This is a genomic window from Ensifer sp. EB106-03-01-XG145 (assembly GCF_058792075.1).
This window is the reverse complement of the sequence record NZ_JBYTEC010000029.1, coordinates 18,418-43,730: the sequence shown is the minus strand read 5'-3', so window position 1 is coordinate 43,730 and position 25,313 is coordinate 18,418. Positions and strand designations below refer to the sequence as shown.

The following is a 25,313-nucleotide window of genomic DNA, read 5'->3' as shown; positions in this document are numbered from 1 at the left end:
CGCAGCGCGGTTCGTGTTCGCCTGCGCCCCAATATCACCCGCGGTCGAGGCCTGCGCGGCTGGCAGCACTAGCGTCACGCCTTAGATGGCGCGGGCTTTGACAACGAGACCCTCCGGCCCCTCACGGGGCTGGGACTAAGCTCGGTCTATGGATTTGTGAAGCAGTCCGGCGGGCACGTCGCGCTGTACAGCGAGGTCGGACAGGGAACGACCGTGCGGGTCTACCTTCCCTTGGTCACCGACAAGCGCGATGAGACATCGGAAGGTCAGGCAACTCCGAGATTGCCCAAGGGCAATGGCGAACTCATTTTGGTCGTGGAAGATGACGAGCGCGTTCGTCGCGTCACCGTCTCGCGGCTGAAACAGCTTGACTACAAAGTCCTTGGGGCAAGCAATGGCCCGGAGGCACTGTCCATTCTTGAACGCACGCCTGCCATCCAGCATGCCAGGCGGAATGAGCGGTGCCGATCTTGCTGCGGTAAGCAGCAAGCGTTTCCCTGAAATCCCGGTTCTCTTCACATCAGGCTATGCCGGACCGGAAATCGCAGCGGATGCCCGGGTCAGCAGCCGGTTGCGGAAGCCTTACACGTTCGCGACTTGGCGGCCGCGCTACGGGGTGTATTCAATGGTGTATTCAATAAAGAGGATCGCGCCTCCGTTAACTGAAGTGGCCGTGGCGCTGTGAGAGCTGTCGGTTAGTTTTCAGTGCAAGGACGATACGTCAGTGTGCTTAGCGTCGCCGTTTCGTCCGGCAGCAGGGTGGAGCGGTGTTAATCTTGGCGGGGCAAGCAGCAAACGTTCGCAGGGTTTTTCGCGCCTCGTTTGCTGATGCCGTCAAGTGGACGTGGCATCTGCAAGCTGGGTCAAGGTTGAAGACATGCTGTCCTCCTTAGTTGGGCATATCGGCGGCACAGTACCCTGCGGGACCATGAGGCATACTCAGAGCGCTTTGACAACCGTCTCCAGCATGGATCGCACCTCGTCCGCTTAAGAGTTTGGCCTTACCCGCCAAAACAGCCGCGGAGGCGAACAGCGTCAGGTTGAAATCAACCGCCGTAGATGTAAACTCGGCGAGATCGTTCTATGCTTTCTCACATCATGACGGTCATGAGAGGGTGCCATTTGGGCCCTCTACCGGAGCCGACCCCTTCCTGTCCAGCTGCGAACCCTTTTCGATGTGATCGAGAAGGCAGTGACACTTTTTGTGCCCCTGCTCGTTCCGAGGGTGCGCGAAAACCCAGGATTTCGGGGGCAAGCTATGTAAGATTTCCTCCGTTTTTTCAACATCCACCACCCACAAGAGCCTTTGTCCAATACGATGTTGCCCTGCTTTTCTGCCCTCTCCCATGCGCTGAACTCCGCGAAGCCGAACAGCTTGAAGACTGATGACGACGTCGACTCTGGCTTGACCGATTTGGCGACAACGCCGGGCTATCGAAACAGCAAGAGCTTGCACGCCGTTTAAAGGCTCCATCAAGGCCGCGTCGCTTTGCGCCCATCGTCCTAGTATGCTCCGATCCGGACACGAAGGAGATGCAGGTGGACGATCGCGAAATCGAACAGCGCGCGAAGAAGCTCTGGCAACAAGAGAACCCAGGGCGTCCTTGGTATCCGGTTGCCCATCGGGCCGAACTTGGTCAGGACTTGTCCACCGGCGCCACCGAGGAAGACAGACAGCGATACATCCAGAGGGTTCGCGATGGCGAGTAGGGTCAAGCCACCATAAACTGGCAGGTGTCGCACGCTCAGTCAGTTAGCCGTTCCGCTCTCGGCATCCAGTTGCTCCGCGGCCAGAAACGACAGTCCGCGCATCTTCTCCTGCAGTTGTTCCCTGGTCGCCGCGATTCCGGCCGGCCCAATGGGCATTGACCGAAGTCAACGGCAGCCCGCTCCCAAATGCGATGCGGGCTGCTTTGCCGTCTCCAGAAGCCCCGGATTGTCAATGGCTTGCATGGAGGCGTCATTGTTCAGGATGCTGAGGCCGGCAAGACGGAGATCGCAGCGATCGATTCCGTCGTTACACGGCAGTATCGTCCCAACCTTGTCCTCGATCTTCAATGCTTCGTACGCCATGCGCGGGTTGCAGGCGCCAAGAATGACGTAATGCCGGAAGTCTACATCGATCTTCTTTCTCAGCGTCTCCTTGACATCAATTTCGGTGATGATACCGAAACCAGCATTTTTCAACGCTTCCGCGGTGCGGTGCACCGCCTCGTCAAACCCGCAGGAGAGCGTCTTGGCAAAATAATTGCTCATCGGACATCTCCTTCTGTTCGTGCCCATAACAGCCCATTTCGCCATGCAAAGACCGGGATGTCACGCCTGGATCAAAGCCCGATCAGGGGACAGCCGTTGCACTTAACCAGGCAAAAGGGGCGCAGTTTCATCACCACCGAACATGGGCCGCAGGCTCGCTTCGAAATGGTGCGGCCGAAACCGCACGAGCTCAGTGTCCGCATTCACCTCCCATTGCTCGGTCGCTTCGGTTTCGTCGTTCGAGCCATGTCGTCTTCACCAGCCAGATCGGCATCAGGATTCATGCTCCACTTGAAGGTCATTTGTACACATCAGCCGGCTTTGTTGGCTGCGGCGACCTCTACCTCCTTGTGTTTGGCAGTCCCACTGCCTTCCGGGATAGACCGTGTTGCTTGATAGTCGCGGTCAGGTCGAGATTGATGGGCCAGCGACCTCGCCGAGTGCGATCAGGATCCGCTTCAATATCCCGGTCTCATCTCCCGGCATGCCTTCTTCAAGGGGCACCGCCTCCTCCGAGGCGTTGTATTCGCAGCGGCTTAGGATTTCGATCTTCTGCTCCCGCGTGAGTGAAACATCTCGCAGGACGTCCTCGGGCTTGTCAAAGACCGAGGCAGGATCCTGAACCGCCTTTTCGAATTCAACTGACATGATCACCTCGCCCCGACCCGAAAGGACACTGGTCGCGAAGACGGCCATTGACCTGTTCAGGCGCTTTGGCGATATCTTCGCCTTTCTCCCTGGCCTCGATGAGCGCATGGCAAGCTTTCGAGACGTCCGTCAGCGGCTTCTGAACCTCCCGGACAGACCGGGTGACGGGCGGCCGCCTGATTGTCGGCTCGCCGAATCAAGATTCCATCCGCAAGCGGTCGTCCCGGATAACGCAGCACGGCCAGAACACAGGCAAGTCCCAGCCGGTTGGATGTCTTGTTCTGTCGCATGATCAGATTGAGGTCCTGCCGGTCAAGCGTGCAATGTTTGGCGATCTCCCTTTCGTTGTCCGGGATGGCGTTCACCGCAGCCAAACAAGAACGCCGCGACGCCGAAGGGGCTTCAATCCGCTCGCCATGTCGCTCGCACCGGCGTGATCGCGTGCACTGGCTGGATGGGCGCGTCCAACTTATTCGCTCGGATGGGTAGCGCAGAAGAAGCGGCGATACCGTGTGTGTGTTCTGCCCGTCGCGATCAAAACCAGGGTGTCGTCGGGAACTACGGGTTCGCCCGGACATTGCGGTGGCGCTGTCCATGTCAGCCGCGCTCGTCTTCACGGGGTGCTCGCCGCCGCCCTCCACAGCTACCGTACCGCCGTACTGTACGGGCCGATTGGACACGTCAGTCCGTGCCTTGATGGTGATCCGTGGTAGCCGCGGCTTCGACATGCACGCCGCCCTTCGTCGCGAGATAGATGCCCTCGATATACCCGATGAAGGCGAGTTCCGCACTCACACGCTCACGAGCCTTAGCGACATCAGCTGCTGTGGAAGGCGCCATCATCGCTGGCGCTGCGCTGTGAGGCATCGCGTCGCGGTAGCGGTCTTCAATGCCATGGGCGACTTGCTCGGCTATGAGTGCAGTCAAGTCATCCGACTTGCCGATCTTAAGCGCCTTCTCGGCGGCAGGGATCGCGGGTCCAAAATCTGTGCCCGCGGGCTTTAACCCGGTATAGGGCGCTCCTTCCCCCGCGCGGTGGAGCCGCACGGCGGTTTCCATGAAGTAGTGATCGGCCAGCGCCTTGGCCTCCGGCCCCTTCTCGCGCACGCTGAGGGCCTGCTTGAAGGCGACGCTCAACTCAGGCTCCGCTTGGGCCGGTGCGAAGGGGAGGATGAGATTGACGTTCCGGGTATCGAGGGCCCTGATTGCTGCCGTGGCTACGGGACCATCCGCGGCGTCGCAATGGGCGCGAGCGCTCATAGGCGCAAGCGCAAGCCCGACAAGCAGGGCATAGGAAGCGAGAATTTTCGCCATCGTGAGTTCCTCCTGGGAATTGATCAGCGGGAAAATAGCTCCGCGAGCGCGCCTACTTTCCGAGTCTGAGCTTCAAATAGCGGTCGCCGAGGAGCGCGGCTGGGCAAAGGAATTCTTCCTCAGTTCGGGCGTGCGAGATCAGCCTCTCGGCAAGATGCGCGTACTCGGTTACTTCTCGGCCTTCGCCGCAGCCACGAGATCGCCGAGCGCCGCGCACAATCTGCCTGTGCTCGGCGAACATGCCGGGCAGTTCGCCTCAAGCCTGTCTGTTAGGGCGAGAACGTCGGCAATGCCCTGGACGACGGTTCGCGCGACTTTTTCCGCCGCTTCGCCGGTATAGTCGCCTGCTCTCATTGCATCGACCACGCGTGAATTCCGGCTTGCTCTGCTTTCAGCGGTCAGGGATCTTGAAATCCATCGCTTGCTCCTCCCAAGCGCACGGCTATCCCGGACTGACTACCGGAATTGCTCTTATCGCATAGAAATCAGGTACTGGCTTTGCGGCAGATCAATATGTTGAAGAGGTCGTCCATTCACCGCAGCAAGTGCAATAGGATCCAGCTCTGCTTTTGGTCGATTACAGCGCTTGGGCGAGCAGGCACGGGAGGTCCGCTTCAAGAACAGCTCTGCGCACGAAACCAAAAACGCGAAGGAGAAAACCAGGAACTTGACCGTCACACACGACCCGTTACAACATAAAGGGCGGGTCAATTCTCGCCGAAAAATGCCGGTCTCAGTGGAAATCGACAGTCCACGTCCAAACAGTTCACGTCCAAATCGCTTAGGTAAAATTTCGCCCCCTCCAGCAAGCGACCCCAATCGTCCCGGGAAGAGATGCCGGTGAGATTGATGTGCTCCCAACTGAGAGGCGAGACACATGTTTGAGCAGGCGTCAGGAATGATCCGGCCGCTCTTACGGAGGTGACGACAGCGCGGCTGAGATAGATGGTGTTCCAGTGTACGATGGCACTGACGACGAGATTGAGGCCGGAATCGGAATTCTTGGCTCTCGAAAAATCGGTCGCGGATTTCACCGCGTTCGTGGGTAACACCAGCCAGCGGCTCCATCGATACTCACTGTACTCATAGTGGCATCGAAAATAACGCTTGCAGAAATAGCAAGCGCCACTATGTTTGCTAGCATGAACAGCAAGCAGAAAAAGACCCTCGCGGCTGTGTTCAGAGATCCGGTCTCGGGAACCATTGAGTGGGCCGCTATAGAAAGCCTGCTTGTAGCTGCCGGCGCGAACGTCATCGAAGGAAACGGCTCTCGCGTTAAGTTCGAAAAGGACGGCATAATCGCGAGCTTCCATCGTCCTCATCCCACAAGGAGGCAAAGCGTTATCAGGTTCGCGACGCTCGCGAATTCCTGACGCAAATTGGAGTAGAACCATGAACACCATGACTTACAACGGTTACCACGCTCGCATAGAATTCGACGCGGAGGACGAACTGTTCTTCGGTAAGATTGCTGGCATTTCTGACGTAGTCGGGTTTCACGGGGACAGCGTTGCTGAACTGAAGAAGGCGTTCCATGAAGCTGTCGATGATTACCTTGAGACCTGCAAGAGCGTCGGCAAAGAGCCTCAAAGGCCCTATTCCGGCAAGATGATGTTTCGCGTCGCTCCCGAAGTGCATCGCCGAGCTGCTCTGGCTGCCGAACTTTCGGGAAAGAGTCTCAATCAGTGGGCCGAGGAGGCATTGGAAGAAGCCGCGGCGCACTTCGCAGAGGCCCGTCTTTCGGCATAGGCCATTCGCTTCCCCGCAAGGCCGGCATTCCAGTCGATACATTATGTAACGGTCATCAGTACAATCATGGAGGCCTTGAACATCGCTGTGCTCTTGCTGAGTGAGCATCAATGATAAGTCGCTGGCCAACTTTGGGTCATTGATCGGCATCAAATGTGCCAGCCGACGTCCATGGCCGACAACCAGTGGCTCTGATTTTCTTTGCGTCATGATTGTGAGCGAGACGACCGGTCAAAGTCCCTCGACGACGCTCTCCAGCATCGACCGCACTCGCTTGGCGGTCTCCAAAAGCTTTGGATTGCCGATCGCTTGCATCGAGGCGACAGGATCAATGGCGGCGACCTCGATCTTGCCGTTTCCAGCATCCTGTATGATGACGTTGCACGGTAGCATCGTACCGACCTTATCCTCGATGTTGAGCGCCTCATACGCCATGCGCGGGTTGCAGGCGCCGAGGATTCGGTAAGGACGGAAGTCCACGTCGATCTTCTTCTTCAACGTCTCCTTGACGTCGATTTCGGTGATGATGCCAAAACCGGCAGCCTTCAAGGCGCCTGTCGTTCGCTGTACCGCTTCGTCAAAGCCGCATGACAACGTTTTTGCGAAATAGTAGCTCATTGGACTTCCTTTCATCGGTTTTCGTTGGAGCGTTTCAGATTGGTTCAAGGACGGTTGAGCGAGTGAAGTGTTCGCTACTTCCTAAGCGGCACATCGAAATGGATGCTTCGGTCGGCGTGGGATCAAGACGCCGTAGTCTGGCCCACGCCCCTGTAGATCATGTAGCCAGCGACTACGAAGATCAGTGAAGCGAACAATCTATTGAGCACGCCTTTCCTGGCCGAAAGATGTGCCGCGACGAATGCGCCAAGTGTCCCGCCTGCGACACCGCCGAGGATGAAGACCGCTGCCAGTGCCCAATCGACATAGCCGGAAAAGGCGTAGTTCAGGGCCGTCGTCAGCCCAAGTGCGGTGACGGCGACGAGGGAGGAGCCGATGGCATTGATGATCGGCATGCCTGTTGCCGCAATGAGCCCGGGGACGATGAGGAACCCCCCGCCAATCCCGAAGAAACCTGATAGAATGCCGGTCATGCCGCCAAAACCTAAGACTTTAGAGGCATTCTCGGGATTGCATTGGGCTCCCGGATTGCCTTCGGCATCCCCTCGCTTGAACATCAGGGCGCCGATGACTAGCATCAGGAGGGCGAACAGTATCAGCAAGTGCTGGCCGCTGACGATCTTGCCGAGCGTTGAACCGAGGAACGCCCCGGCGATTCCTGCGGCACTGTAGACGGCGGCACAGCGCCATTTGACGTTTCCGAGGCGCGCGTGAGCGACAAGGTTCGTGAAGGCATTGGCGGCAACCGCGAGCGCGCTGGTACCGATCGCCAGATGCGCGCTCGGAACGCCGACCAGATAGACCATCAGCGGGACGGCGAGTATCGAACCGCCGCCGCCAAACAGGCCGAGAGTGAAGCCAACCAGGACACCGGACAGCCCGCCGAGAAAATATTGTAGAGGATCGAGATACATGGATGTTCCGTCGGGCTAGGCTTTAGTGCTGGCTGAAGAGCTGGTTTTCAACATGCCGCCGAGCGAAACGCGATAGGCCGCCATGCCGAGCAACATCGCCGCAACGAACACTGCGGCCTCCCATCGGCCGGTCGACAATGCGGCGATCGCCGGACCGGGGCAGAGCCCCACCAATCCCCAACCGAGCCCGAAAAGGGCCGCGCCAGTCGCGAGCTTCCAGTCGATCGAGGCGTTTTCTGGCACATGGAAGCGGCTGTCGAGCAGTGGTGCCGCGCGGCGACCGCGGATGATGTAGGCGGCGGCGGAGGGGATGAGGGCACCCCCCATTACAAACGCCAGCGACGGATCCCAGTTGCCGGCGACATCGAGGAAGGCCAGCACACGTGCGGGGTTGATCATGTCGGAGATCACCAGCCCCGCCCCAAAGATGAGGCCGCAGAGGATGGATGCCAGGACACGAGCGATCATAATTGACCTCCCAGATGATGGCGGGTCACGAAGACGGTAATGCCTGCTACGGCCATGAAGATTGCTGTTGCAGCGAGCGAACGTCGCGAAAGACGTGCGATCCCGCAAACGCCGTGACCGCTCGTGCATCCGGATCCGAGCCGTGTGCCGTAACCGACGATCAGTCCTGCAGCGATCAGCAACGGGGGCGAGGAGGTGATGGCGATGTGGGGTTCTCGAACAAGGAGGGACGTGAACCAGGCGCCGGCGACGATGCCTGCGAGAAAGCCCAGTCCCAACTTGTTGATCCCGCCACCTGTCAGGCTCACCGCCGCGGCCGTAAGACCGGAAACTCCGGCGATCCGTCCGTTTAGCAGAAGGTAAAGGCCCGCCGACAGGCCGATTAGAAGGCCGCCGGCTAATGGCCAAAGATAGTTGATCTCACTCATCGCTGTTACAACCTGTTCACGGGGATTTTAAGATAGTGCACGCCGTTGTCTTCAGCGGGTGGCAACCGGCCGCCGCGCATGTTGATCTGCACTGAAGGTAAGATCAGGTTCGGCATCGAAAGCGTCGCGTCCCGCTCGGTCCGCATCTTGACGAACGCATCTTCGCCAATGCCGTCGTGCACATGAACGTTTCCGGTCCGTTCTGCACTCACGGTGGTCTCCCAAGCAAATTCCTCGCGGCCTGGCGCCTTGTAGTCGTGACACATGAACATGCGGGTTTCGTCCGGCAGGCGCATCAGTCTCTGGATCGACCGATAGAGTTGGCGGGCATCGCCGCCCGGAAAGTCGCAGCGTGCCGTGCCGTAGTCGGGCATAAACAGCGTGTCGCCAGGGAATATGGCGTCGCCGATGATGTAGGCGAGGCAGGCGGGGGTGTGTCCCGGTACATGCAAGACCGTTGCCTCGAGATCGCCAATCTTGAACCGGTCACCATCTTGGAAGAGCTGATCGAATTGGCTGCCGTCCCGCTGGAACTCAGAGCCGGCATTGAAGATCTTGCCGAAGACCTCCTGCACCCGGACAATCTCGCGGCCAATCGCGAGCGCGCCCCCGAGTTCGGCCTGCAGTAGTGGAGCTGCCGACAGGTGATCTGCATGGGCATGCGTCTCCAGAAGCCACCGCACCTCGAGACTTTCGGATTTTACGTAATTAATGAGCGCCCGTGCTGAGTCATTCATTGTCCGCCCGGAGGCGGGATCGTAATCGAGCACACTGTCGATAATGGCACAGGCGTTCGATCCCGGATCGCGAACGACATGGCTGACAGTGAAGGTTGCGAGGTCGAAGAATGACTTTATTACTGGCCTCTTCATTGGTTCATCTTGGGCGGCGAGGATAATTTCGCGCGCGTGAGTGAATGCGGTATCCGTCATCGCAGATCTCCTGGCTGACCAATCATATATATATTTACAGTAAATATGCAAGTGTGTATATCGTGGATTTCTGAGCTATAGGCGGAGAAGTACCGGTCAGGAGATTTGGAATGAACGACACCGATTCAGGAACAGAGGCGCGCACTCTCAGGATCAACGATTACGCGCCCGGCTTCTCGGCTCGATCGACGGCGGGAGAGGTGTCCCTAGCCACCTATCGAGGCCGCTGGGTTTTGTTCTTTTCGCATCCGGCCGATTTCACTCCGGTTTGCACGAGTGAATTCATCGCCTTTGCGCGTGCAAAGGAACGTTTTGCCGCATGCGGATGCGACCTCTTGGCTCTATCGGTCGACGGCCTTTATTCGCATCTTGCCTGGTTGCGCGATATCGAGCGGAGCTTCGGCGTCAAGGTGGACTTCCCGCTAATCGAGGATCCGTCGATGGCGATTGCGCAAGCCTATGGCATGCTCGACAGTGCGGCGCCGAGCAGTGCAACTGTCAGGGCCACCTATGCCATCGATCCTGAAGGCGTTATCCGCGCTATCGTCTGGTATCCCACGAATGTAGGTCGATCCGTGGACGAACTTTTGCGCCTTGTCGAAGCCTTGCAGGTATCTCAGCGCGAAGGCGCCTCCACGCCAGAGGGTTGGTGTTCCGGCGACCCACTGTTATTGCAGCCGGCAACGACCCTGGAGGAGGCGGAAGCGGCCAATGGGTCGACGGGCGCTTGGTATTATAGGGAGCGGATCGCATGAGCGGGAAAGACATTCCCATCGAAACGCTGCAGAACAAGGCCACCGAGGCCGCCGAATTCATGCGGTTGTTCAGCGCGCCAAGCCGGCTGATGCTGCTTTGCCACATCGCTCAGCAGGAGCGGTCGGTCGGCGACATCCAAAACGACCTTGGGCTGAAGCAGCCGGCACTGTCGCAACAACTTGCGGAGCTGCGCCAGGCGGGTCTGGTCAAGACGCGTCGGGAGTCGCGCACGATCTTCTACTCCATCGCCGATGAAAGGGTCGAAGCGGTCATGGACCTGCTGCTGAGTCTCTTCTGCGGCGCTGACCGCCATATAAAATCGCGTGACGGCCAACATGCGCCTGCTTTATCGTCGTCCAGCGCCCTCAAGTCAAATATCGGGGAAGCGGCGCACTTCGCACGGATGGATCCGGTTTGATAGCCCCTGAACGGCGTCGAAGAGCCATCACTCCGAAATTCCAATGACCGCACCTAGCAAGCAGAGTCATGCAAATTCGCACGACACAACGTCACCACGCGATCGCCGTCGCAGTCGTAAGCCGGCTTGCCTCTCTGGACCTCTCAGACGACAGCAGCGAGGCCGAGGATAATACCGCCTGAAATTCGCGGGAGCCAGGCTCCCGCCCAACGGCTGATAGCGAAATACCTCTCGTCAACCGCAAGCAGGATTTCGACATCCACCTGCAGCGGCACGTGACCTGTGCCGGCCCGGAAGTCATCACAAAGAGTAACTCGCTTGGAGTATGAACCTCCCTTCAGCCGAACCGTGGAAACAGTAGGGTCCGGAGAAGCATGTTATGAAACTTGTCGAAAGCTGTGCGGCTGTTGGGTACGAGAATGGGCGCCGATCTTGCGCCGTTACCTGTTTCATTCATTTTCTTGAGAGGGTCAGTCGCGACTGTATCGGAACGTTCCACGCCAACGATAGTCAGGCGGTAGCCAGGGGTGGTCGGTTGCGGACAGGATCGCGGAAGGACCTCCGGCCGGCCTCCTCGCGGCTCAGAGAGATCCTGAGCGAGACCGAAATCAGCGCCATTCGCTGCGCAGCGGCATCGGTTCGAAATGATCGACGGGGTCACCGGCGCGGATTTGCGCCAGAATGTCAAACTCCTCGCCAAGACCGTCAGCGGGAATCAAGAAGGTAACTGGCCGTCCCACGGCCGTTTCGGCGGTTTAGCCGTAGATTGGCCTGGCTCCTGCATTCCAGCTGATGACTACTGCGCCATTTACGTCCGTCGACTGGATTGCATCCTCGGAGGACGCCACGATCGCGGTAAGCTGATGAGCTGCCCGCTCGGCTTGGTTCGTTCGCCACTTCGCGCTCGGCCGCCCGAGCGTTTTCGATCGCAATCGCTACATGGGCAGCGATCGAGGCGACCATCTTCTCGGACTCGGCGGTTAACACGCTGGGTTGGTCGTGCCCGACGATAGCTAACGACCGGCAAGTGCCCTGCGGCATACCGTGGTGAGGAGCCGATTTTCCCATAGCGGGGGTCGGCATGGATATCGCGGACCGCACGATGCCGACGACCGAAAGGTGGGTTCGAACGTTGCCACTGCATCATAGCGAATGCGCGATCATTTCAGTTGGTCGCGGGTTGACTGCCCGTTCTGTCATTGAGGAGTTGGGAGATCGCCGTTACCAACTGAGCCAAGCCGAAGCGTTTCTCAAGCATGATGCTATTCGGAACGCCTTTCGAAAGCCCACTCATGGGCGCCATCTCCACTGAGATAGACGACGGCAATCTGCGGGTCGATTTCTCGTGCGATGCGCGCAATCTCCCACCCATCCGGCGGTTTGCCGAGTCGGATGTCGGTGACAATGCCTTGGATTGGCGAGGTTGCCGCCGTCAAGATCTGCAAGGCCTTTTTTTTGCGTTGGACGCCGCCAGAATGTGGGAACCTGCCCCAGCGAGGGCGTGCTCAAAATCCAGTAGCAGCAGCGCATCGTCTAAGGTTGGATGTCTCTTTGGGTCGGGAGCCGACCACCGGATCTTGCTCCTGAAGCGAACCCGAGAGCCGCCCCATCGCGACTCTATGGGTGGCTCCACGGGTTGACGACGGCAGCTCCTGCCGCCTCGAAGGGTCTTGTATCGCGTGTTGCGATTGTAAACCCCTTGGAGGCTGCGATAGCGGTGTCGGGAAGCCCTTCCCCGCCGCTCGCGCGGTTGCCGCGAGGTCCGCATGGTGCCGAGCGGCCGCTGTGTCGAATGGCAACAGGCGATCATCGAACAGTTCGAGCAGGCCATCAAGCGTTTCGGCTAATGCCTTTTGCGCCGGCCATCTGGTAGCGCAGCGATGCCAAACAGCAACTCCGCCAGCGTCATGCTGGACAGATACAAAGTTTCGGCTACTTGGTCATTCAACCAAGTGCGCACGGCCAAATCCGGGGTCGGCTTCATCGCTTCAGAGACAACATTCGTGTCCAGGACGATCATTCAAACCTCATTGGCTCCCCTGGCGCCTTGTCTCGCACCTGGTCGAACACTTCAAAATCCTCATTGGTCAGGCCAAGCCGCCCGCTCAGCTCAGCCAAGGCATCGCCGATGCGAACACGCAAAGCTCGGTGCACCTCATCAGGCACATTTCGTACCGTCAGGATAGCCATACTCAGACCCTCCTCTTCGACTTCATTGACTGCAATGTAGCGTCGAATGCAGTCAATCTTCAAGTTGCAGGATTTCATTCTTGAACGGTTGGCTTCTAGCCCAGCTTGAAAGGCTCGGCCGGCGGTTCGAGTGCAGCTTCAAATCCTCTTCTAGCTGGTGCTTCAAGCACCTCGCCTGCCTGCGCCGTAGAGGCATCGCCGGGCCAAGCTCGCGCGTGGGCGGTCTACCAGGGTTCGTTTGACTAGAGTAGCGCACCACCGGCTCCGGAGGAACGATAGACGTCGATTTAGGACGCCCGAAGCTCACGAAATCCAAACAAGAACGCGTAGCAGAAATGATCCAACTTCACCTGCTTCTCGTAACCACCGCCGACGACAGCAACGGGAGCACTCGAAGGAGCCATGTTTCGCACTGCAATAGTGATCGCAGCGTTGTCCACGGCTACGGCATCCCAGGCCGCTGCGGAACGATACAAAGCGAACGAGATCGAGGGAGAGATCGTAGGCCGGCAGATCTTCCTTGAAGCTCCGCTGGGAGGAGAATTCCCCCTCAACTATCGAAGGAGTGGGAGCGTCGACGGTGACGGCGAAGCCTTGGGTCTCGGTCGGTTCGTCAAACCCAAAGACGCGGGCACCTGGTGGATCGACTCAGACCGCCTCTGCCAGCGGTTTCGCACCTGGTACGACGGTCGCTCAATGTGTTTCGAGCTTTATCGGGTCGATCAAAAGCGGCTGAAGTGGATCCGCGACGACGGAAAGACCGGCATTGCCCGAATAGGTCCACAGCTTTGAAATATCGGTCGGAAGCGAGGCGAGACGGAGTTTGTGATCATGCCGAGCAATAACTTTGACGGAGGACAAGCATGCGGATCTTCAGCGTTTTTCTCACGGTCGTCGCCATGAACCTTGCACTGGTTACGTCGGCGAACGCCGGATCCTTTTCGCTTGAAAGCTTCTTCACAGGCAGGTCGAGCGCCGAAGGAAGCTTTCGAAGCATCACTGGGGTTAAAAGGACATTCGAAGTCCAGTTGCTGGGGAAATGGGACGGCCGCACCCTGACGCTCAGGGAGGATTTCACGTTCGATGATGGCACGCGAGATCGCAAGACATGGCGGTTCATCAAGGATGGACCCGGCACATACAGGGGTACGCGGGAGGACGTGATTGGAGAGACCGAGGTGCGGATTAGAGATAATGTCGCGCGCTTTAGCTATCTGGTGTTACTCGATCCGAAAAACCGCAAGAACAAAGTCCGCTTCCACGACACAATGACGTTGAATAATGACGGTCGGATACTCAATACCGCCTATGTGACGAAGTTCGGATTGCCGGTCGCGTGGACACGTGTCGAGTTCACGAGGCGGTGAACGTGAGAACGCGCGCCGTGACACTCGTTATCTATGCGCTACCTGCGCTTCCGTTGGCGGCGCTGGCTTTGCCGCTTTTCGTTATCGTTCCAACCTTTTACTCCGAGGTCATGGGACTACCAGTCGCGGCCGTTGGCGGCGTACTTTTTGCCATTCGTGTTCTTGATGCGGCGAGCGATCCGATGTTCGGCTGGCTTGCCGACCGGTGGCATGGCGTCGGCGGTCGCCGGCGCGGCTTTTTTCTCGCGTCGATCCCGCTAACTGCCTGCGCCGCATTTATGCTCTTCTGGCCGCCTCAATCTGTCGGGCTCGCTTATCTGTTTTTATGGGGCGGGCTTTTGTCACTTGGCTTTACATGGACATCTCTCCCCTACACAGCCTGGGGCGCAGAACTTTCAAACGACTATGCCGAGCGAACACGTATTGCCGCTTTCCGCGAAGGGTCGACACTATTCGGGACCTTAACGGCAATCAGCCTCCCCTTCGTTGTTGGGCCGACAGTGACCGATGGCGTTGAGGGGCTAGAGACGATAGCCATCCTGGTCGCGGTCCTCCTTCCGATCACAGGTCTTGCGGCCTTCGTTTTCGTTCCCGAACCGGTCAACCGATCGACCCGTGACGTTAACATCGTTCAAAGCCTGCTTCTCATGACGAAGAACCGGCCTTTCCTGCGCCTCATTGTCGCTTTTCTTTTGAATGGATTCGCCAATGCAGTGCCAGCTACCCTTTTTCTTTACTTTGTCTCCGATCGGCTCGGCGCACCGGATTGGCGCGGCCCGCTTCTCCTTGTCTATTTCGCATGCGCCATCCTTGGTGTACCGCTCGCAGTGAAGACCGCAAGCCGGTGGGGCAAGCACAAGGCGTGGAGCGGCGCTATGATAGCGACGTGCGCCATCTTCGCGATATCTGGATTTCTTGGGGACGGCGATCTGGTCGCCTTTGGTGCGATATGCGTGTGCACCGGCCTTCTGCTCGGCTTCGACCTGGTCCTGCCACCGTCCATGCAGGCAGACGTAATTGACAACGATACAGCAGTCTCAGGTTCTCAGCGTTCCGGCATGTATTTCGCTGCGTGGGCGCTTGCCACAAAGCTCTCGCTCGCGGCAGCCGTGGGGGTGGTATTTCCGTTGCTGAGTGTGTTTGGCTTCGATCCGGCTCAAGAACGTTCGCCGCCCGACGCGCTCAAGGGACTTTCGATGCTTTACGCCTGGTTACCGATAGTTCCGAAGCTCGCAGCAATCGGGCTCATGTGGCGTTTTCCGATCGATCGAGTGGCCCAACGAGAGCTTCTTGACCGCATTTGAGAGGATTTGAGGTCGTTCCAGACTGGCAGGGTTAATCACAAAGCCGTCCCCCTTGCTACCTGAGGTAGATTCGTTTTGACTGTGAGGCTCGAATTGATCAACAATCACACGCTCCACAAGACCGATGAGCGAAAGGTGGCGTGGATCACCGGCGCAAGCTCTGGGATTGGTAAATCGCTTTCCCTCCGTTTGGCACTTGACGGCTGGACCGTCGCCGTGAGCGCGCGTAACTCGGTGGAGCTTGATACTCTCGCAAAATCGCTGGAGAACAAGATCCATTCTTTTCCCCTCGATGTGACCGACCGCGAAGCGACAGAAATCACCGTACGCGACGTTGAAATGCGCCTGGGTCCGATTTCCCTTGCGGTCTTCGGCGCAGGCACGTATCGGCGCGATACACTGGCCACTTTCAACGCCGCGGCGATCGGAGAGATGGTCGGGCTCAATATCATTGGTACCGTCAACTGTTTGCAGGCAATCATGCCAGCAATGACCGCGCGCCGGTCGGGTCGGATTGCAGTAATGGCGTCTGTGGCAGGCTACACCGGTCTTCCTGGTGCCGCCGGCTACGGCGCAACGAAAGCCGCCTTGATAAACATGTGCGAAGCTCTTTATCCGGAACTGGAAAGGCATGGCGTCCAGATGACAATTATCAACCCGGGGTTTGTCGATACGCCTTTGACGCGTCAGAATGACTTCCCAATGCCCTTCCTGATCTCGTCAGAAAGTGCGGCGGAATACATTATGCGGGGGCTTGAGCGAGGGCAGTTCGAGATCGCATTCCCGTGGAGGATGAAAGTGGCCTTGAAGCTATTGAAGGTTCTCCCTCCAAGTCTACGGTTCGCCTTAACGCGCCGTATGCTGCGCGAGGACGAAACCTGACCTCAGTCACTTCAATTCCAGGCGGAACTGGTAGACATCGATGGTACCGTTACGAAAACCGGCAGCGCAGTAGTTGAGGTAGTAGCGCCACAATCGCTTAAACCGTCCGTCGAATGCAGCGGATTCAATCTTGTGCCAATTGTCGAGGAAAGCGCCCTCCCACATGAGCAGGGTTTTTTCGTAGTCACGGCCGAAGGAAAATGCATCCCGCACCAGTAAGCCGGAAGCGACAGCCGTCTGCCTGAAGACTGCCGCAGAAGGCAGCATGCCACCGGGAAACACATAGGTTTGAATAAAGTCGGCGTTTTGCCGGTACCGCTCAAACCGCGTCTCATCGATCGTAATGACCTGGACCAGCGCTTGTCCGCCTGGAGCGAGGTTCGCTCGCAGCTGCTCGAAGTATACCGGCCAATTCTCCTCTCCGGCGGCTTCGAACATCTCTATTGAGACGATCTTGGTGAAACGTCCTTTGCAATCTCTATAGTCCTGCAGCCGAACCTCAGCCAACGGGGACAATCCTTTGCCTGCCAGCCGAGTTTCCGCAAAGCCGGCCTGTTCCTTAGACAAAGTCAGCCCGGTAATACGACACCCCGTGCGCGAGGCGGCGTACTCCATAAATCCGCCCCAGCCACAACCGATCTCAAGAACATGATCTTCGGGACCGATTCGAAGCTCATTTAGGATCCTGTCATACTTAGCCCGTTGGGCCTCACCGAGTGACTGCCCTTGCCGCTCAAAGATGGCGGCAGAGTAGGTCATCGTCTCATCGAGCCATGCGCCGTAGAAACCGTTCCCGAGGTCGTAATGGAACGCGATATTTCGGCGGCTCCCGGCACGGGAGTTTCGTCTGAACAGATGCCGTAGGTAAGCGAGGCGGCTGAATAGCGGGCGAGAGGCGAGCGCGGGCTTCAGGGGCTCTTGGTTGGCGAGCGCCAGATCCATGAGCCTTCCCAAGTCTGGCGTCTCCCAATCGCCATCGAGATAGGATCGGGCAAACCCCAGGCCGCCGCTTGTTAACATTCGCCAGACTGGTCTTGCATTCTTGAAAACGATCGCCGCCGCCGGTCCGGGTCTGTCGCCCTTGACCAAGTGCCCCGCCCCGCACGGAAATTCCACTCGCACTTCACCGCACTCAATGCGGGCAAGCCACTCGCAGGCTATTCTCTGCCACAGCGGGCGACCGTACCATATTGGCAACGGAGCACGCTGCTCAAACTCGCTCATTTTTAGTATCTTTCTGTTCGAGACGGGAGACAATCGTTGAGGCGACCCGCAGAACCGCCGGCCGATGGCGATGCACGGGCATGCCCTTTAGCCAGATTTTGAGCGCCTCCCAATGGATCGCACCCATTACTTTTACAGTCATGAGGGGGTGTTTCAGGAAGGTTAGAAGAAGCCTCTTGTCCGAGATCTCTTCCCTTTCTCCGGAAAACACAGCCGTGAGAAGTCGCCCGTCACAATCGTTTTCGGTTATGCCGACGAACACGGTTTCTGCCGGCGGCCTGAGGTTGAACTCGTAGCGGCAATCCATCGGTACAAATGGAGAAACGTAAAGTTCTTTGACGCACGACTGCCGGATCGCTCCCCCTTCGTCTTTGCTCACCGGAATTACATAGGTATGACGTTCGTGGAACGTGTTGCAGACCTCATAGAGAACGGCCCGGACTTGGCCATCGCTTGCCTCACAGTAAAAGACCGTCAAAGGGTTGAAGACGTAGCCGAGTATGCGGGGGTAACATAGCACACGGATACGCAGTTGCTTCGCGTCCACTCCGGCCTCAGAAAGCTGCCGTTCGACCCAACTGCGAAGCGCGCCTACTTCACCATTGCCGTGATCGCTGTCGCGAAAACTGAACAGAGCCCAGCGATTATGGCTGAAAAGGCGCAGCTTGCGGTCTAAGGACGCCAACTCATCCAGATCGAGGAGCAGCGAAAAGACCCTGTAGGAAAGCCTATGCCGGCGGGGCCGAAACCGAACGTGCCACACTTGCCCGCTGTAAAGAGCCGACCTCGACATCATTGAGCCGCCGCATAACCGATATCGGAGGGGATCCGGCCAGAATCATCGCGGACCGTCCATGGACGCCGCTCGCCGGAGATGGCCTCGGCAACCGCAAGCCCGGACTGCAGTCCGTCCTCGTGAAATCCGCTGCCGAAGTAGGCCCCGCAAAACCAGACACCGCCGCGTCCCTGGAGACCCCAAAGCTCCTTCTGAGACGCCAACGCTCGCTGATCGAACAGAGGATGGTCGTAATCGAATGTCGTGATTATCCGCTCACTGGCTATATTTTGATGCGGGTTCAGTGTCACAAAAAGCGGCGTCGCCGGATCGATGCCTTGCAATCGGTTCATCCAGTAGGTCACACACAGCTGGCGCTCACCGCAATCCTCCGAAGCGCCAATATAGTTCCAGCTCGACCAGACGGTTCGCCGCTTGGGCATCAATAAAGTGTCTGTGTGAAGAACTGCCTTATTGATCGTGTATCCGATTGCTGACAACAGTTCTTGCTCATGAGCGTCAGGCTCTGAAAGCATTGCCAGCGCTTGATCGGCGTGCGTCGCGAGAACGACATCCGTGAACGTGTCACGGTTGCCATCACGATCGGTTACGACCACCGTTCCCACCTCGCGGCGGATCTCCCGAACTGCACTTCTTGTTCGTAGCTCGCCGGAAAAATCCGCCATTAGCCTGTTGACATATTCGCGGCTTCCGCCGGTTACGGTTCGCCAGCGCGGCCTGTCCGTCAATGTAAGCAAACCGTGACTGTCGCAGAATCTAATGAAGGCATGCAGCGGATAATCTCGCATGCGTTTGGTCGTTGTGGACCAGATCGCAGCGCCCATCGGAAGGAGATGATCGGTAACGAAAGCATGGCTATAGCCATTCTCGTCGAGAAACTCACCAAGTGTCTTGCTAACCAGATTTTGGCAGTCGAGGGCTTTGGGAGCGTCTCGATAGAACCGCAAAATGTCTGACAATATTCTCCAGAAGCGCGGGCGAAGTGCGTTCAACGGCTGAGCAAACAAGCCTGTCAATCCAGAGCCCGAGTATTCGAATGCCCCGCCATCCAACGAAGCGGAGAACGACATGTTGGAGGCTTGGGTCGGGACACCGAGGTGGTCGAACAGCGCCACGAGGTTGGGATAGTTGCGATCGTTATAAACGATGAACCCGGTGTCGACGCGAACCGGCCCGCACGGCGTCGGCGCGACAACGGTATTGGCATGGCCGCCGGGTTTCTCGCCGGCTTCGTAAAGCACCACCTCCAAGGTTTTTCCGAGCAACCAAGCCGCGGACATTCCCGAGATACCCGCGCCAATCACGGCGACCCGCCGTTGCCCGGATTCATCCCCAATACCCCGATCGAACCGCATGTTGTCCCCTTACTCTGACGAACAATTACGAACGCACTACGAAAAAGTTGCCCAAGCGGATTGAACCCTTTGCAAAATTTTGAACGACTATGATCCAAGAAGCAGGAGGCACCGTAACTGGAGCCATGGAGACAATTCGTGCGATTTCGGCTACCGCTATTCCCGACATTCCGTTTGCTCGAACCAGGCCCGTGGCGCCGGTTCAACGCGGGAGACAGAAGAAGCGTGGACGCATGATAGAGCCGGCCGGGGAACTGACGAAAGATGAAGCCTGCTCGCTGCTGGAGGCGGTTGGCCGCGACGGGGACATCGAATCCTTTGAGACGCTGTTCCGATACTATGGTCCGCGCGTTAAGGCCTATATGGCCCGCCTTACGCGTGATCCGAACGTTGCCGAGGAATTGATGCAGGAAGTGATGATCACAGTCTGGAACAAGGCAGGCCAGTTCGAGGCGACACGCGGCAACGCAGGCACGTGGATCTTCACGATCGCCCGCAACCTTCGCATTGACGTATACCGCAAGAACCGGAGGCCTGATTTTGACGTCAATGACCCCGCTTTTGTCACGGAGGATGCCAAAAGCGCAGAAAACGCGCTGGCGGAACGGCAGGATGCGGCCCGATTGAAGAAAGCGATGAAGAACTTGCCTCAGGAACAGATCCAACTGCTGACGCTATCGTTCTTCGACGATTGTTCCCACAGTACGATTGCCAACAAGCTGAACCTGCCGCTCGGAACGGTTAAGTCGCGAATTCGGCTTGCCTTTGCGAGGCTTCGGGCTGCGCTGGAGGACGGAAAATGAACATCCGTCACCACGTTAGCGACGAATTGCTAATGGGATATGCATCCGGCACGCTCGAAGAAGGATGGCGGCTCGCTGTTGCAACCCACCTTGCTCTGTGCCCGAACTGCCGCGCACGACTGAATCTAATGGAAAACACGGCCGGAGAGTTGCTCGAGAATATATCGCCGCTGCCAGTTGAAACCTCGTCATTTGATCGATTGAAAGAACGCATCCGAACCGAGGTCATAGCCGCCAGCGTCTCGCCCAGGCAGCCCACGAGTTTCGCCAAAGTTGATTCGCCGCCGATAATCCCGGAACCCCTGCGTTCGTATCTTGGAGGAGATCTGACGGAGCTGAAATGGAAGTCTCTTGGACGAGGCGCGTATCATATTCCGATCAAGCTCGCGGACCGGTCAACGACGGCGCGTCTGCTTCGCATACCTGCTGGAAAACCGGTGCCTGAACACAGCCATGGAGGGCGCGAGTTGACGCTCGTGCTCAGCGGCAGCTTCAACGATGGTGAGTTAGTGTTCGCCCGCGGAGATCTTGAGGAGGCGGACGCGAGCGTTCAACACCAGCCCCTGGCGACACCGGGTCAGGATTGCATCTGTCTGGCCGTGACCGATGCGCCGCTCAGGTTTCGGAGTTGGATTATGCGGTTGCTTCAACCTGTTCTTGGGATCTGATCGTAAAGCGGGGCGTAACCGATATGACTTACGTAATTTCGTATCTGGTGACAGCCGTCGTTTTTCTCGGTTTGGACTTTTTATGGCTGACGGGCTCGTCGAAGTTCTATCGCAGCCGTATTGGTGAGCTTCTGCTAGACCAACCGAATTTTGTTGCTGCAGGCGCCTTCTACATTATCTACCTGACAGGCGTCTCGTTTTTTGCCGTGATGCCTGCAGTTAATTCTGGAACTTGGTCGACAGCGCTGCTGTCGGGCGCTCTGCTCGGCTTCGTCGGTTTTGGCACCTACGACATGACAAATCTGGCAACAATTAAGGGATGGTCGTTGGAAGTAAGCATGGTGGACATGGTGTGGGGTGTCTTCATCACCGCGACGTCCGCTCTCGCCGGCTATTTTTCCGGTTTGGCGGTACAGAAGTTGATTTGACCGAGTTCCGATTACCCGGACTCGTCGATTGAAGCGCCCGGGGGCGCTCAACCCATATCCCGCGAAGAAAGAAAGGTTCGAAGACGTTCGGAACTCGGGTTGCTCAGAACATCGCGTGGATCGCCTTGCTCCTCGATGACGCCTTGGCTGAGAAAAATCACCTGATTGCCAACGTCGCGGGCAAACGCCATTTCATGGGTGACAATAATCATCGTTCGTCAATCATCGTTCGTCCCTCCTCGGCCAATCCCCGCATGACGGCTTTTACATTTCTCGCATGTCCGATTATTGCAAGGGCTGCAAATACGATGTGCGAAGGAAGACCGGACAATCCGCCTGCCCGTTCAATTTCCTCTATTGGGATTTTTTGGATCGCCACGGGGAACAGCTTTCCTCCAACCGACGTCTGCATCAGTCTTACGCTACATGGAGGCGCATGAACGAGGATCGGAGAAATGAGCATCGGCAAAGCGCTGCTGCATTCCTGAAGAGGCTGGACGAAGGTCTGGGCATTTAGAGGAGACCGTTACAATGCCGCTTACGTCACTCCCCAGAGGTTACCGCGCCGTCGTAGTAGGGGCTAGCGGCGGCATCGGCGCCGCAGTCGCCGATGAGCTGAGTTCCGACTCACGTTGCCTGGAGCTTGCGACGCTATCACGAAGAGACGACGCGCTGGACATCACGAACGAAGAGTGTGTCGCTGCCGCAGCGGCGGATACGGCTGACGAGCTTCATCTCGTTTTTTGTGCAACCGGCGGACTTGTTATAGATGGCTTCGGCCCCGAAAAGTCGCTCAAGCAAATCGCGCCGGATGTAATGATGAAACAATTTGCGCTGAACGCGATCGGGCCGGCACTCGTTCTCAAACACTTTGCACCGAAACTTGCCCGCAGCGACCGAAGCATCGTGGCGTTTCTTTCTGCCCGGGTCGGGTCGATTGGGGACAATCGCCTTGGCGGCTGGATATCGTATCGCGCGTCCAAGGCCGCGCTCAATCAAATCGTTCGCACGGCCTCATTCGAAGTGAACCGCACCCATCCGCGCGCGGTGATCGTCGCACTTCACCCTGGAACCGTCGCGACGAAAATGACGGCCGATTATTCCACGCGTCACCGCCGCTTGGATCCAAGTGAGAGCGCGTGCGCAATGCTCGATGTAATCGATCGGTTAACGCCGGCTGACACCGGAGGGTTCTTCGCCTACGACGGCTTGCCGATCGCGTGGTGATCCTGAACAGGCACGATTAAGCGATTTAGCGCGACGCTCAGGCCATACCCCATCGGAGTGTTCGAGCCTTTGAAAGGGGGGTTACAATTTCCGGGGACGCGCACGAGCTTCTATGGAGCTGCCGCCGACAAAATCGGCGGCAGAGCCGTCAACGCGACCTGCTTTTGTTACGCTTTCGGAAGCAGCACTTTATCGATCACATGAATGACACCGTTCGACTGCTTGACGTCGGCGATCGTCACAGTGGCAGTTCCACCCGTTTCGTCGGTCAGTGTGATCTTGTCGCCATCCATCTTTGCCGAAAGCGTGCAACCACCAACGGTCTTGACCGGATGGTTCCCTCCGTCATCGGCAATCATCTTGCCGACCGCATCGGAAAGCGCATTGGCAGCCACCACATGGCAAGTCAGCACTTTGGCCAATTTTTCTTTGTTCTCCGGCTTCAGCAGTGTTTCGACTGTGCCAGCCGGCAAGGCTTCGAAAGCTGCGTTCGTCGGCGCGAACACGGTGAACGGCCCATCACCTGAAAGCGTTTCCACGAGACCTGCGGCCTTCACTGCTGCAACGAGTGTCGTGTGGTCTTTGGAATTTGCAGCGTTTTCCACGATGTTCTTGCTTTCGGACATGGCAGCTCCGCCGACCATAGGATTGTCGGCATTCGCGGTGAAGGCTACGAGAGCGAAAATCGACGCGATCGCGGCGGTAGATCTAAGGGACCGTTTCATTTGCGTTCATTCCTCCTTGCAGGCCCGCACCATGCAGGCGTTCCAACCGATGTTCGCCAGACCTTGTCCAGCAGTCTCGATACGTCGTCTCGTCGAACCTGGATCACCCTTGCGGTTGATGTGACTTTGACCGACGTTGCGGCAAGCCGACTTGGAAAACAGGACGGCTTCAGTGAACGAGCGCGAACGGCCTTGATGCTTGCCGCCGGAAGCCTCGTAAGGTTCCCAACTTTACTTCGCTAATCCAATGAGCAGGCTCGTGCGTATAGGGAACAATGAACGCATCAGCTGCCACTGCGACGGCAAATCGATCACCCGCGCACGGTAAAACGTCCGCGGGTCCGGGTGCGCGAACCGAATGCGACAAGGTGTGGTCGGCGTTGAGGACGGAAATGAGGGATAGAGGAATGCTACAACGAACTTCGAATGACAACAGGAGGTGGATCCGCGCGCTGCTGCTCGCAATTCTACCGGTCGTCGCGACATCCATACTGGGCCAGCTGGCGACCTATCCGAACATCGAAAGTTGGTATGCAACGCTAGCGAAGCCGATCTTCAATCCTCCGAACTGGGTGTTTGCCCCGGTTTGGACAACGCTTTACGTTCTCATGGCTTATGCTGCCTGGCGGCTCCTGAGCATGCCTGCGAGCACGCCGGGCAGGTCGACGGCCTTGATCCTCTTTTTTATTCAACTCGCTCTCAATGCATTGTGGTCCTGGATGTTTTTCGCCATGCAAAGTCCGGTCGCCGGCTTGGTGAACATCATCGTGCAAATCGGGTTCATTCTCGCAACGATCGCGCAGACTTGGCGCGTGGAAAAGACAGCGGCGCTTTGCCTCGTGCCGCTGGCGGTCTGGGTTTCGTTTGCTGCCGTTCTGAATTTTGCAGTCTGGTACCTCAATTGACCGCCTTCGAGGAGGCGAAGACTGCGATAACGAGGCGCTTTGGGAAGCGGCCAGCACTGAAAGACCGGTGCTATGCGTTTATGTGCATGAACAGGAAAGCACTGGTATCCGCCCGCTTGGAGGAGCCACACTTTGGTGGCTGCATGGCGCGTTGAAGGATCTAAATGCGACACTTGCCGGCCTTGGCAATGGCTTGACGATCTTTTGCGGTAAGGCAATCGATCTTATCCCGCGCATCGCCCAAGAATGCGGGGCATCCGCCGTATTCTGGAATCGTCGATATGGAGCTGCGCAGCGCCGGATTGACGCGGAAATCAAGGCCACTTTGCGTGGCCAAGGGAAAACCGCGAAGAGCTTCAGAGGAAATCTGATAAACGAGCCCTGGACCCTACAAACGACCGAAGGCGGCCCGTTTCGCGTCTTCTCCGCCTATTGGCGCGCCGCCCGGACTATAGGCACTCCGCCTTATCCGCTACCGCCGCCGCGCCGTCTCGAGCCGCATCGTGGGGCCAAAGGATCAGCGGTCGCGCGTGTTGAGCTTGACGAACTCGGACTGGAGGTTTCCCAACCGGATTGGGCTTCCGGCCTGAGACAAAGTTGGACCCGAGGTGAGACCGGCGCGCAAGGGACGCTGGGACGATTCCTTGAGAGCAGCTTCAACACGTATGCCACCGCCCGCGATAGGCCCGATCGTTCGGCCTCGACATCCAGGAAGACGTCGCGTTGCTACTTGAACGGTTGAACGGGCAATCCCACTGATTTGTGAGAAGAAAATCCGCTCGCGATCTCATCGCGGGTTTCTAACCACGCGGAGCAAGGGAATGTTTCAACCAGTCTCTCACCACACTTCATTGTCCGCGTTGGAAGGGGCGGACATTACCTGTGCGGCGATCGCTCGCGTTCACAGTGCATGCCCATCCTGATTGAAATCGCCGGAA

General features: G+C 57.7%; 30 protein-coding genes and 5 pseudogenes. 16 read left to right on the top strand and 19 right to left on the bottom strand.

Going from position 1 to position 25,313, the window contains the following annotated elements:
• Positions 1-126: 126 nt before the first annotated feature.
• A pseudogene (locus tag AC3WWH_RS31675) lies at positions 127-501 on the top strand (hypothetical protein); the annotation flags it as partial.
• A 1,038-nt stretch (positions 502-1,539) separates the two neighbouring features.
• Positions 1,540-1,710 (top strand): hypothetical protein, encoded by a 171-nt coding sequence (locus tag AC3WWH_RS31670; protein WP_156433236.1) that lies wholly within the window; start codon positions 1,540-1,542, stop codon positions 1,708-1,710.
• A gap of 165 nt (positions 1,711-1,875) precedes the next feature.
• Here the strand turns inward: AC3WWH_RS31670 and AC3WWH_RS31665 are convergent, their stop codons facing one another.
• The 6 genes from AC3WWH_RS31665 to AC3WWH_RS31640 all read right to left on the bottom strand — a co-directional run bounded on the left by AC3WWH_RS31665 (position 1,876) and on the right by AC3WWH_RS31640 (position 5,252).
• Positions 1,876-2,256: a DUF302 domain-containing protein gene (locus tag AC3WWH_RS31665; protein WP_058324818.1), complete on the bottom strand. Its 381-nt coding sequence runs from the start codon at positions 2,254-2,256 to the stop codon at positions 1,876-1,878.
• Between the two features lie 405 nt (positions 2,257-2,661).
• Positions 2,662-2,904: a hypothetical protein gene (locus tag AC3WWH_RS31660; RefSeq protein ID WP_492377476.1), complete on the bottom strand. Its 243-nt coding sequence runs from the start codon at positions 2,902-2,904 to the stop codon at positions 2,662-2,664.
• Between the two features lie 56 nt (positions 2,905-2,960).
• On the bottom strand, positions 2,961-3,482 hold the full coding sequence (locus AC3WWH_RS31655; RefSeq protein WP_245299288.1) for a DUF4158 domain-containing protein: 522 nt from the start codon (positions 3,480-3,482) through the stop codon (positions 2,961-2,963).
• Positions 3,483-3,585: 103 nt separating this feature from the next.
• The gene (locus AC3WWH_RS31650; RefSeq protein WP_058324815.1) at positions 3,586-4,218 is read right to left on the bottom strand and encodes a DUF6448 family protein; all 633 of its coding nucleotides are present in this window, start codon (positions 4,216-4,218) and stop codon (positions 3,586-3,588) included.
• Between the two features lie 168 nt (positions 4,219-4,386).
• On the bottom strand, positions 4,387-4,584 hold the full coding sequence (locus tag AC3WWH_RS31645) for a hypothetical protein (RefSeq protein ID WP_245299287.1): 198 nt from the start codon (positions 4,582-4,584) through the stop codon (positions 4,387-4,389).
• 341 nt (positions 4,585-4,925) lie between these two features.
• Positions 4,926-5,252, bottom strand: a complete 327-nt coding sequence (locus tag AC3WWH_RS31640) for a Tn3 family transposase (RefSeq protein WP_373419937.1) — start codon at positions 5,250-5,252, stop codon at positions 4,926-4,928.
• Between the two features lie 108 nt (positions 5,253-5,360).
• Between AC3WWH_RS31640 and AC3WWH_RS31635 the strand changes: the two are divergent.
• Together AC3WWH_RS31635 and AC3WWH_RS31630 are read left to right on the top strand one after the other, a co-directional pair.
• Positions 5,361-5,614: pseudogene (locus AC3WWH_RS31635) on the top strand (type II toxin-antitoxin system HicA family toxin).
• Complete coding sequence (locus tag AC3WWH_RS31630; RefSeq protein ID WP_058324814.1) at positions 5,611-5,967, top strand: type II toxin-antitoxin system HicB family antitoxin; 357 nt, start codon at positions 5,611-5,613, stop codon at positions 5,965-5,967. Before AC3WWH_RS31635 ends, AC3WWH_RS31630 begins: the two are co-directional and overlap by 4 nt.
• Positions 5,968-6,198: 231 nt before the next feature.
• On the opposite strand, the gene AC3WWH_RS31625 is transcribed toward AC3WWH_RS31630, so the two are convergent.
• The 5 genes from AC3WWH_RS31625 to AC3WWH_RS31605 form a co-directional block, all read right to left on the bottom strand.
• Positions 6,199-6,585: a DUF302 domain-containing protein gene (locus AC3WWH_RS31625; RefSeq protein ID WP_058324813.1), complete on the bottom strand. Its 387-nt coding sequence runs from the start codon at positions 6,583-6,585 to the stop codon at positions 6,199-6,201.
• A 122-nt stretch (positions 6,586-6,707) separates the two neighbouring features.
• The gene (locus AC3WWH_RS31620; protein WP_058324812.1) at positions 6,708-7,499 is read right to left on the bottom strand and encodes a sulfite exporter TauE/SafE family protein; all 792 of its coding nucleotides are present in this window, start codon (positions 7,497-7,499) and stop codon (positions 6,708-6,710) included.
• Between the two features lie 15 nt (positions 7,500-7,514).
• The gene (locus AC3WWH_RS31615; protein WP_058324811.1) at positions 7,515-7,967 is read right to left on the bottom strand and encodes a DUF6691 family protein; all 453 of its coding nucleotides are present in this window, start codon (positions 7,965-7,967) and stop codon (positions 7,515-7,517) included.
• Positions 7,964-8,395, bottom strand: coding sequence for a YeeE/YedE family protein (locus tag AC3WWH_RS31610; RefSeq protein ID WP_058324810.1), 432 nt, complete (start codon positions 8,393-8,395; stop codon positions 7,964-7,966). The genes AC3WWH_RS31615 and AC3WWH_RS31610 overlap by 4 nt, the downstream gene beginning before the upstream one ends.
• 5 nt (positions 8,396-8,400) lie before the next feature.
• Positions 8,401-9,327 (bottom strand): MBL fold metallo-hydrolase, encoded by a 927-nt coding sequence (locus AC3WWH_RS31605; RefSeq protein ID WP_058324809.1) that lies wholly within the window; start codon positions 9,325-9,327, stop codon positions 8,401-8,403.
• Between the two features lie 110 nt (positions 9,328-9,437).
• On the opposite strand from AC3WWH_RS31605, the gene AC3WWH_RS31600 reads away from it, so the two are divergent.
• Both AC3WWH_RS31600 and AC3WWH_RS31595 read left to right on the top strand, forming a co-directional pair.
• The gene (locus AC3WWH_RS31600) at positions 9,438-10,082 is read left to right on the top strand and encodes a peroxiredoxin (protein WP_058324808.1); all 645 of its coding nucleotides are present in this window, start codon (positions 9,438-9,440) and stop codon (positions 10,080-10,082) included.
• On the top strand, positions 10,079-10,501 hold the full coding sequence (locus AC3WWH_RS31595; RefSeq protein ID WP_058324807.1) for an ArsR/SmtB family transcription factor: 423 nt from the start codon (positions 10,079-10,081) through the stop codon (positions 10,499-10,501). The genes AC3WWH_RS31600 and AC3WWH_RS31595 overlap by 4 nt, the downstream gene beginning before the upstream one ends.
• Positions 10,502-11,666: 1,165 nt before the next feature.
• On the opposite strand, the pseudogene AC3WWH_RS31590 reads toward AC3WWH_RS31595, so the two are convergent.
• From AC3WWH_RS31590 to AC3WWH_RS31580, 3 genes and pseudogenes are all read right to left on the bottom strand, one after another.
• Positions 11,667-12,077, bottom strand: a pseudogene (locus AC3WWH_RS31590) (response regulator).
• Between the two features lie 41 nt (positions 12,078-12,118).
• Positions 12,119-12,521 (bottom strand): annotated as a pseudogene (locus tag AC3WWH_RS31585) (type II toxin-antitoxin system VapC family toxin).
• Positions 12,518-12,691 (bottom strand): FitA-like ribbon-helix-helix domain-containing protein, encoded by a 174-nt coding sequence (locus AC3WWH_RS31580; protein ID WP_197417447.1) that lies wholly within the window; start codon positions 12,689-12,691, stop codon positions 12,518-12,520. Before AC3WWH_RS31580 ends, AC3WWH_RS31585 begins: the two are co-directional and overlap by 4 nt.
• Before the next feature lie 402 nt (positions 12,692-13,093).
• Here AC3WWH_RS31580 and AC3WWH_RS31575 point away from each other — a divergent pair, with 402 nt between their 5' ends.
• From AC3WWH_RS31575 to AC3WWH_RS31560, 4 genes are all read left to right on the top strand, one after another.
• Positions 13,094-13,483, top strand: coding sequence for a hypothetical protein (locus AC3WWH_RS31575; protein ID WP_058324805.1), 390 nt, complete (start codon positions 13,094-13,096; stop codon positions 13,481-13,483).
• A 71-nt stretch (positions 13,484-13,554) separates the two neighbouring features.
• Positions 13,555-14,058 carry a DUF3833 family protein gene (locus tag AC3WWH_RS31570; RefSeq protein WP_058324804.1) on the top strand — a complete coding sequence of 168 codons (504 nt, stop codon included), beginning with the start codon at positions 13,555-13,557 and terminating at the stop codon, positions 14,056-14,058.
• Positions 14,059-14,075: 17 nt separating this feature from the next.
• Entirely contained in the window at positions 14,076-15,362 is a 1,287-nt protein-coding gene (locus tag AC3WWH_RS31565) for an MFS transporter (RefSeq protein ID WP_245299286.1), read from the top strand.
• A gap of 93 nt (positions 15,363-15,455) precedes the next feature.
• Positions 15,456-16,244, top strand: a complete 789-nt coding sequence (locus AC3WWH_RS31560) for an SDR family NAD(P)-dependent oxidoreductase (RefSeq protein ID WP_245299285.1) — start codon at positions 15,456-15,458, stop codon at positions 16,242-16,244.
• A gap of 6 nt (positions 16,245-16,250) precedes the next feature.
• Here the strand turns inward: AC3WWH_RS31560 and AC3WWH_RS31555 are convergent, their stop codons facing one another.
• From AC3WWH_RS31555 to AC3WWH_RS31545, 3 genes are read right to left on the bottom strand one after another with little or no spacing between them, the layout of a single operon-like run.
• Positions 16,251-17,468, bottom strand: a complete 1,218-nt coding sequence (locus AC3WWH_RS31555) for an SAM-dependent methyltransferase (RefSeq protein WP_058324802.1) — start codon at positions 17,466-17,468, stop codon at positions 16,251-16,253.
• Positions 17,455-18,261: a DUF1365 domain-containing protein gene (locus tag AC3WWH_RS31550; protein ID WP_306341310.1), complete on the bottom strand. Its 807-nt coding sequence runs from the start codon at positions 18,259-18,261 to the stop codon at positions 17,455-17,457. The genes AC3WWH_RS31555 and AC3WWH_RS31550 overlap by 14 nt, the downstream gene beginning before the upstream one ends.
• Positions 18,261-19,619: an NAD(P)/FAD-dependent oxidoreductase gene (locus AC3WWH_RS31545; RefSeq protein WP_058324800.1), complete on the bottom strand. Its 1,359-nt coding sequence runs from the start codon at positions 19,617-19,619 to the stop codon at positions 18,261-18,263. The genes AC3WWH_RS31550 and AC3WWH_RS31545 overlap by 1 nt, the downstream gene beginning before the upstream one ends.
• Before the next feature lie 89 nt (positions 19,620-19,708).
• On the opposite strand from AC3WWH_RS31545, the gene AC3WWH_RS31540 reads away from it, so the two are divergent.
• From AC3WWH_RS31540 to AC3WWH_RS31530, 3 genes are read left to right on the top strand one after another with little or no spacing between them, the layout of a single operon-like run.
• Entirely contained in the window at positions 19,709-20,422 is a 714-nt protein-coding gene (locus AC3WWH_RS31540) for a sigma-70 family RNA polymerase sigma factor (RefSeq protein WP_245299284.1), read from the top strand.
• Positions 20,419-21,090: a ChrR family anti-sigma-E factor gene (locus tag AC3WWH_RS31535; protein ID WP_058324798.1), complete on the top strand. Its 672-nt coding sequence runs from the start codon at positions 20,419-20,421 to the stop codon at positions 21,088-21,090. The genes AC3WWH_RS31540 and AC3WWH_RS31535 overlap by 4 nt, the downstream gene beginning before the upstream one ends.
• 23 nt (positions 21,091-21,113) lie before the next feature.
• Positions 21,114-21,518 (top strand): DUF2177 family protein, encoded by a 405-nt coding sequence (locus tag AC3WWH_RS31530; RefSeq protein WP_058324797.1) that lies wholly within the window; start codon positions 21,114-21,116, stop codon positions 21,516-21,518.
• A 47-nt stretch (positions 21,519-21,565) separates the two neighbouring features.
• Here the strand turns inward: AC3WWH_RS31530 and AC3WWH_RS31525 are convergent.
• A pseudogene (locus tag AC3WWH_RS31525) lies at positions 21,566-21,736 on the bottom strand (histidine/lysine/arginine/ornithine ABC transporter ATP-binding protein); the annotation flags it as partial.
• A 313-nt stretch (positions 21,737-22,049) separates the two neighbouring features.
• Here AC3WWH_RS31525 and AC3WWH_RS31520 point away from each other — a divergent pair.
• Positions 22,050-22,745 carry an SDR family NAD(P)-dependent oxidoreductase gene (locus AC3WWH_RS31520; RefSeq protein WP_058324796.1) on the top strand — a complete coding sequence of 232 codons (696 nt, stop codon included), beginning with the start codon at positions 22,050-22,052 and terminating at the stop codon, positions 22,743-22,745.
• A 167-nt stretch (positions 22,746-22,912) separates the two neighbouring features.
• On the opposite strand, the gene AC3WWH_RS31515 is transcribed toward AC3WWH_RS31520, so the two are convergent.
• Positions 22,913-23,470, bottom strand: a complete 558-nt coding sequence (locus tag AC3WWH_RS31515; RefSeq protein WP_058324795.1) for a fasciclin domain-containing protein — start codon at positions 23,468-23,470, stop codon at positions 22,913-22,915.
• A 407-nt stretch (positions 23,471-23,877) separates the two neighbouring features.
• Here AC3WWH_RS31515 and AC3WWH_RS31510 point away from each other — a divergent pair, with 407 nt between their 5' ends.
• Together AC3WWH_RS31510 and AC3WWH_RS31505 are read left to right on the top strand one after the other, a co-directional pair.
• Positions 23,878-24,375, top strand: a complete 498-nt coding sequence (locus AC3WWH_RS31510; protein ID WP_058324794.1) for a TspO/MBR family protein — start codon at positions 23,878-23,880, stop codon at positions 24,373-24,375.
• Entirely contained in the window at positions 24,353-25,117 is a 765-nt protein-coding gene (locus AC3WWH_RS31505) for a deoxyribodipyrimidine photo-lyase (protein WP_162752589.1), read from the top strand. Before AC3WWH_RS31510 ends, AC3WWH_RS31505 begins: the two co-directional genes overlap by 23 nt.
• The last annotated feature ends 196 nt before the right edge of the window (positions 25,118-25,313 follow it).

What these genes read in the sequence shown, in the direction of transcription:
- AC3WWH_RS31665 (WP_058324818.1), bottom strand. Translation starts at nt 2,256, where the DNA reads ATGAGCAATTATTTTGCCAAGACGCTCTCCTGCGGGTTTGACGAGGCG.
- AC3WWH_RS31660 (WP_492377476.1), bottom strand. Translation starts at nt 2,904, where the DNA reads ATGTCAGTTGAATTCGAAAAGGCGGTTCAGGATCCTGCCTCGGTCTTT.
- AC3WWH_RS31655 (WP_245299288.1), bottom strand. Translation starts at nt 3,482, where the DNA reads ATGTCCGGGCGAACCCGTAGTTCCCGACGACACCCTGGTTTTGATCGC.
- AC3WWH_RS31650 (WP_058324815.1), bottom strand. Translation starts at nt 4,218, where the DNA reads ATGGCGAAAATTCTCGCTTCCTATGCCCTGCTTGTCGGGCTTGCGCTT.
- AC3WWH_RS31630 (WP_058324814.1), top strand. Translation starts at nt 5,611, where the DNA reads ATGAACACCATGACTTACAACGGTTACCACGCTCGCATAGAATTCGAC.
- AC3WWH_RS31625 (WP_058324813.1), bottom strand. Translation starts at nt 6,585, where the DNA reads ATGAGCTACTATTTCGCAAAAACGTTGTCATGCGGCTTTGACGAAGCG.
- AC3WWH_RS31620 (WP_058324812.1), bottom strand. Translation starts at nt 7,499, where the DNA reads ATGTATCTCGATCCTCTACAATATTTTCTCGGCGGGCTGTCCGGTGTC.
- AC3WWH_RS31615 (WP_058324811.1), bottom strand. Translation starts at nt 7,967, where the DNA reads ATGATCGCTCGTGTCCTGGCATCCATCCTCTGCGGCCTCATCTTTGGG.
- AC3WWH_RS31610 (WP_058324810.1), bottom strand. Translation starts at nt 8,395, where the DNA reads ATGAGTGAGATCAACTATCTTTGGCCATTAGCCGGCGGCCTTCTAATC.
- AC3WWH_RS31605 (WP_058324809.1), bottom strand. Translation starts at nt 9,327, where the DNA reads ATGACGGATACCGCATTCACTCACGCGCGCGAAATTATCCTCGCCGCC.
- AC3WWH_RS31600 (WP_058324808.1), top strand. Translation starts at nt 9,438, where the DNA reads ATGAACGACACCGATTCAGGAACAGAGGCGCGCACTCTCAGGATCAAC.
- AC3WWH_RS31595 (WP_058324807.1), top strand. Translation starts at nt 10,079, where the DNA reads ATGAGCGGGAAAGACATTCCCATCGAAACGCTGCAGAACAAGGCCACC.
- AC3WWH_RS31580 (WP_197417447.1), bottom strand. Translation starts at nt 12,691, where the DNA reads ATGGCTATCCTGACGGTACGAAATGTGCCTGATGAGGTGCACCGAGCT.
- AC3WWH_RS31575 (WP_058324805.1), top strand. Translation starts at nt 13,094, where the DNA reads ATGTTTCGCACTGCAATAGTGATCGCAGCGTTGTCCACGGCTACGGCA.
- AC3WWH_RS31570 (WP_058324804.1), top strand. Translation starts at nt 13,555, where the DNA reads ATGCGGATCTTCAGCGTTTTTCTCACGGTCGTCGCCATGAACCTTGCA.
- AC3WWH_RS31555 (WP_058324802.1), bottom strand. Translation starts at nt 17,468, where the DNA reads ATGAGCGAGTTTGAGCAGCGTGCTCCGTTGCCAATATGGTACGGTCGC.
- AC3WWH_RS31550 (WP_306341310.1), bottom strand. Translation starts at nt 18,261, where the DNA reads ATGTCGAGGTCGGCTCTTTACAGCGGGCAAGTGTGGCACGTTCGGTTT.
- AC3WWH_RS31545 (WP_058324800.1), bottom strand. Translation starts at nt 19,619, where the DNA reads ATGCGGTTCGATCGGGGTATTGGGGATGAATCCGGGCAACGGCGGGTC.
- AC3WWH_RS31540 (WP_245299284.1), top strand. Translation starts at nt 19,709, where the DNA reads ATGATCCAAGAAGCAGGAGGCACCGTAACTGGAGCCATGGAGACAATT.
- AC3WWH_RS31535 (WP_058324798.1), top strand. Translation starts at nt 20,419, where the DNA reads ATGAACATCCGTCACCACGTTAGCGACGAATTGCTAATGGGATATGCA.
- AC3WWH_RS31530 (WP_058324797.1), top strand. Translation starts at nt 21,114, where the DNA reads ATGACTTACGTAATTTCGTATCTGGTGACAGCCGTCGTTTTTCTCGGT.
- AC3WWH_RS31520 (WP_058324796.1), top strand. Translation starts at nt 22,050, where the DNA reads ATGCCGCTTACGTCACTCCCCAGAGGTTACCGCGCCGTCGTAGTAGGG.
- AC3WWH_RS31515 (WP_058324795.1), bottom strand. Translation starts at nt 23,470, where the DNA reads ATGAAACGGTCCCTTAGATCTACCGCCGCGATCGCGTCGATTTTCGCT.
- AC3WWH_RS31510 (WP_058324794.1), top strand. Translation starts at nt 23,878, where the DNA reads ATGCTACAACGAACTTCGAATGACAACAGGAGGTGGATCCGCGCGCTG.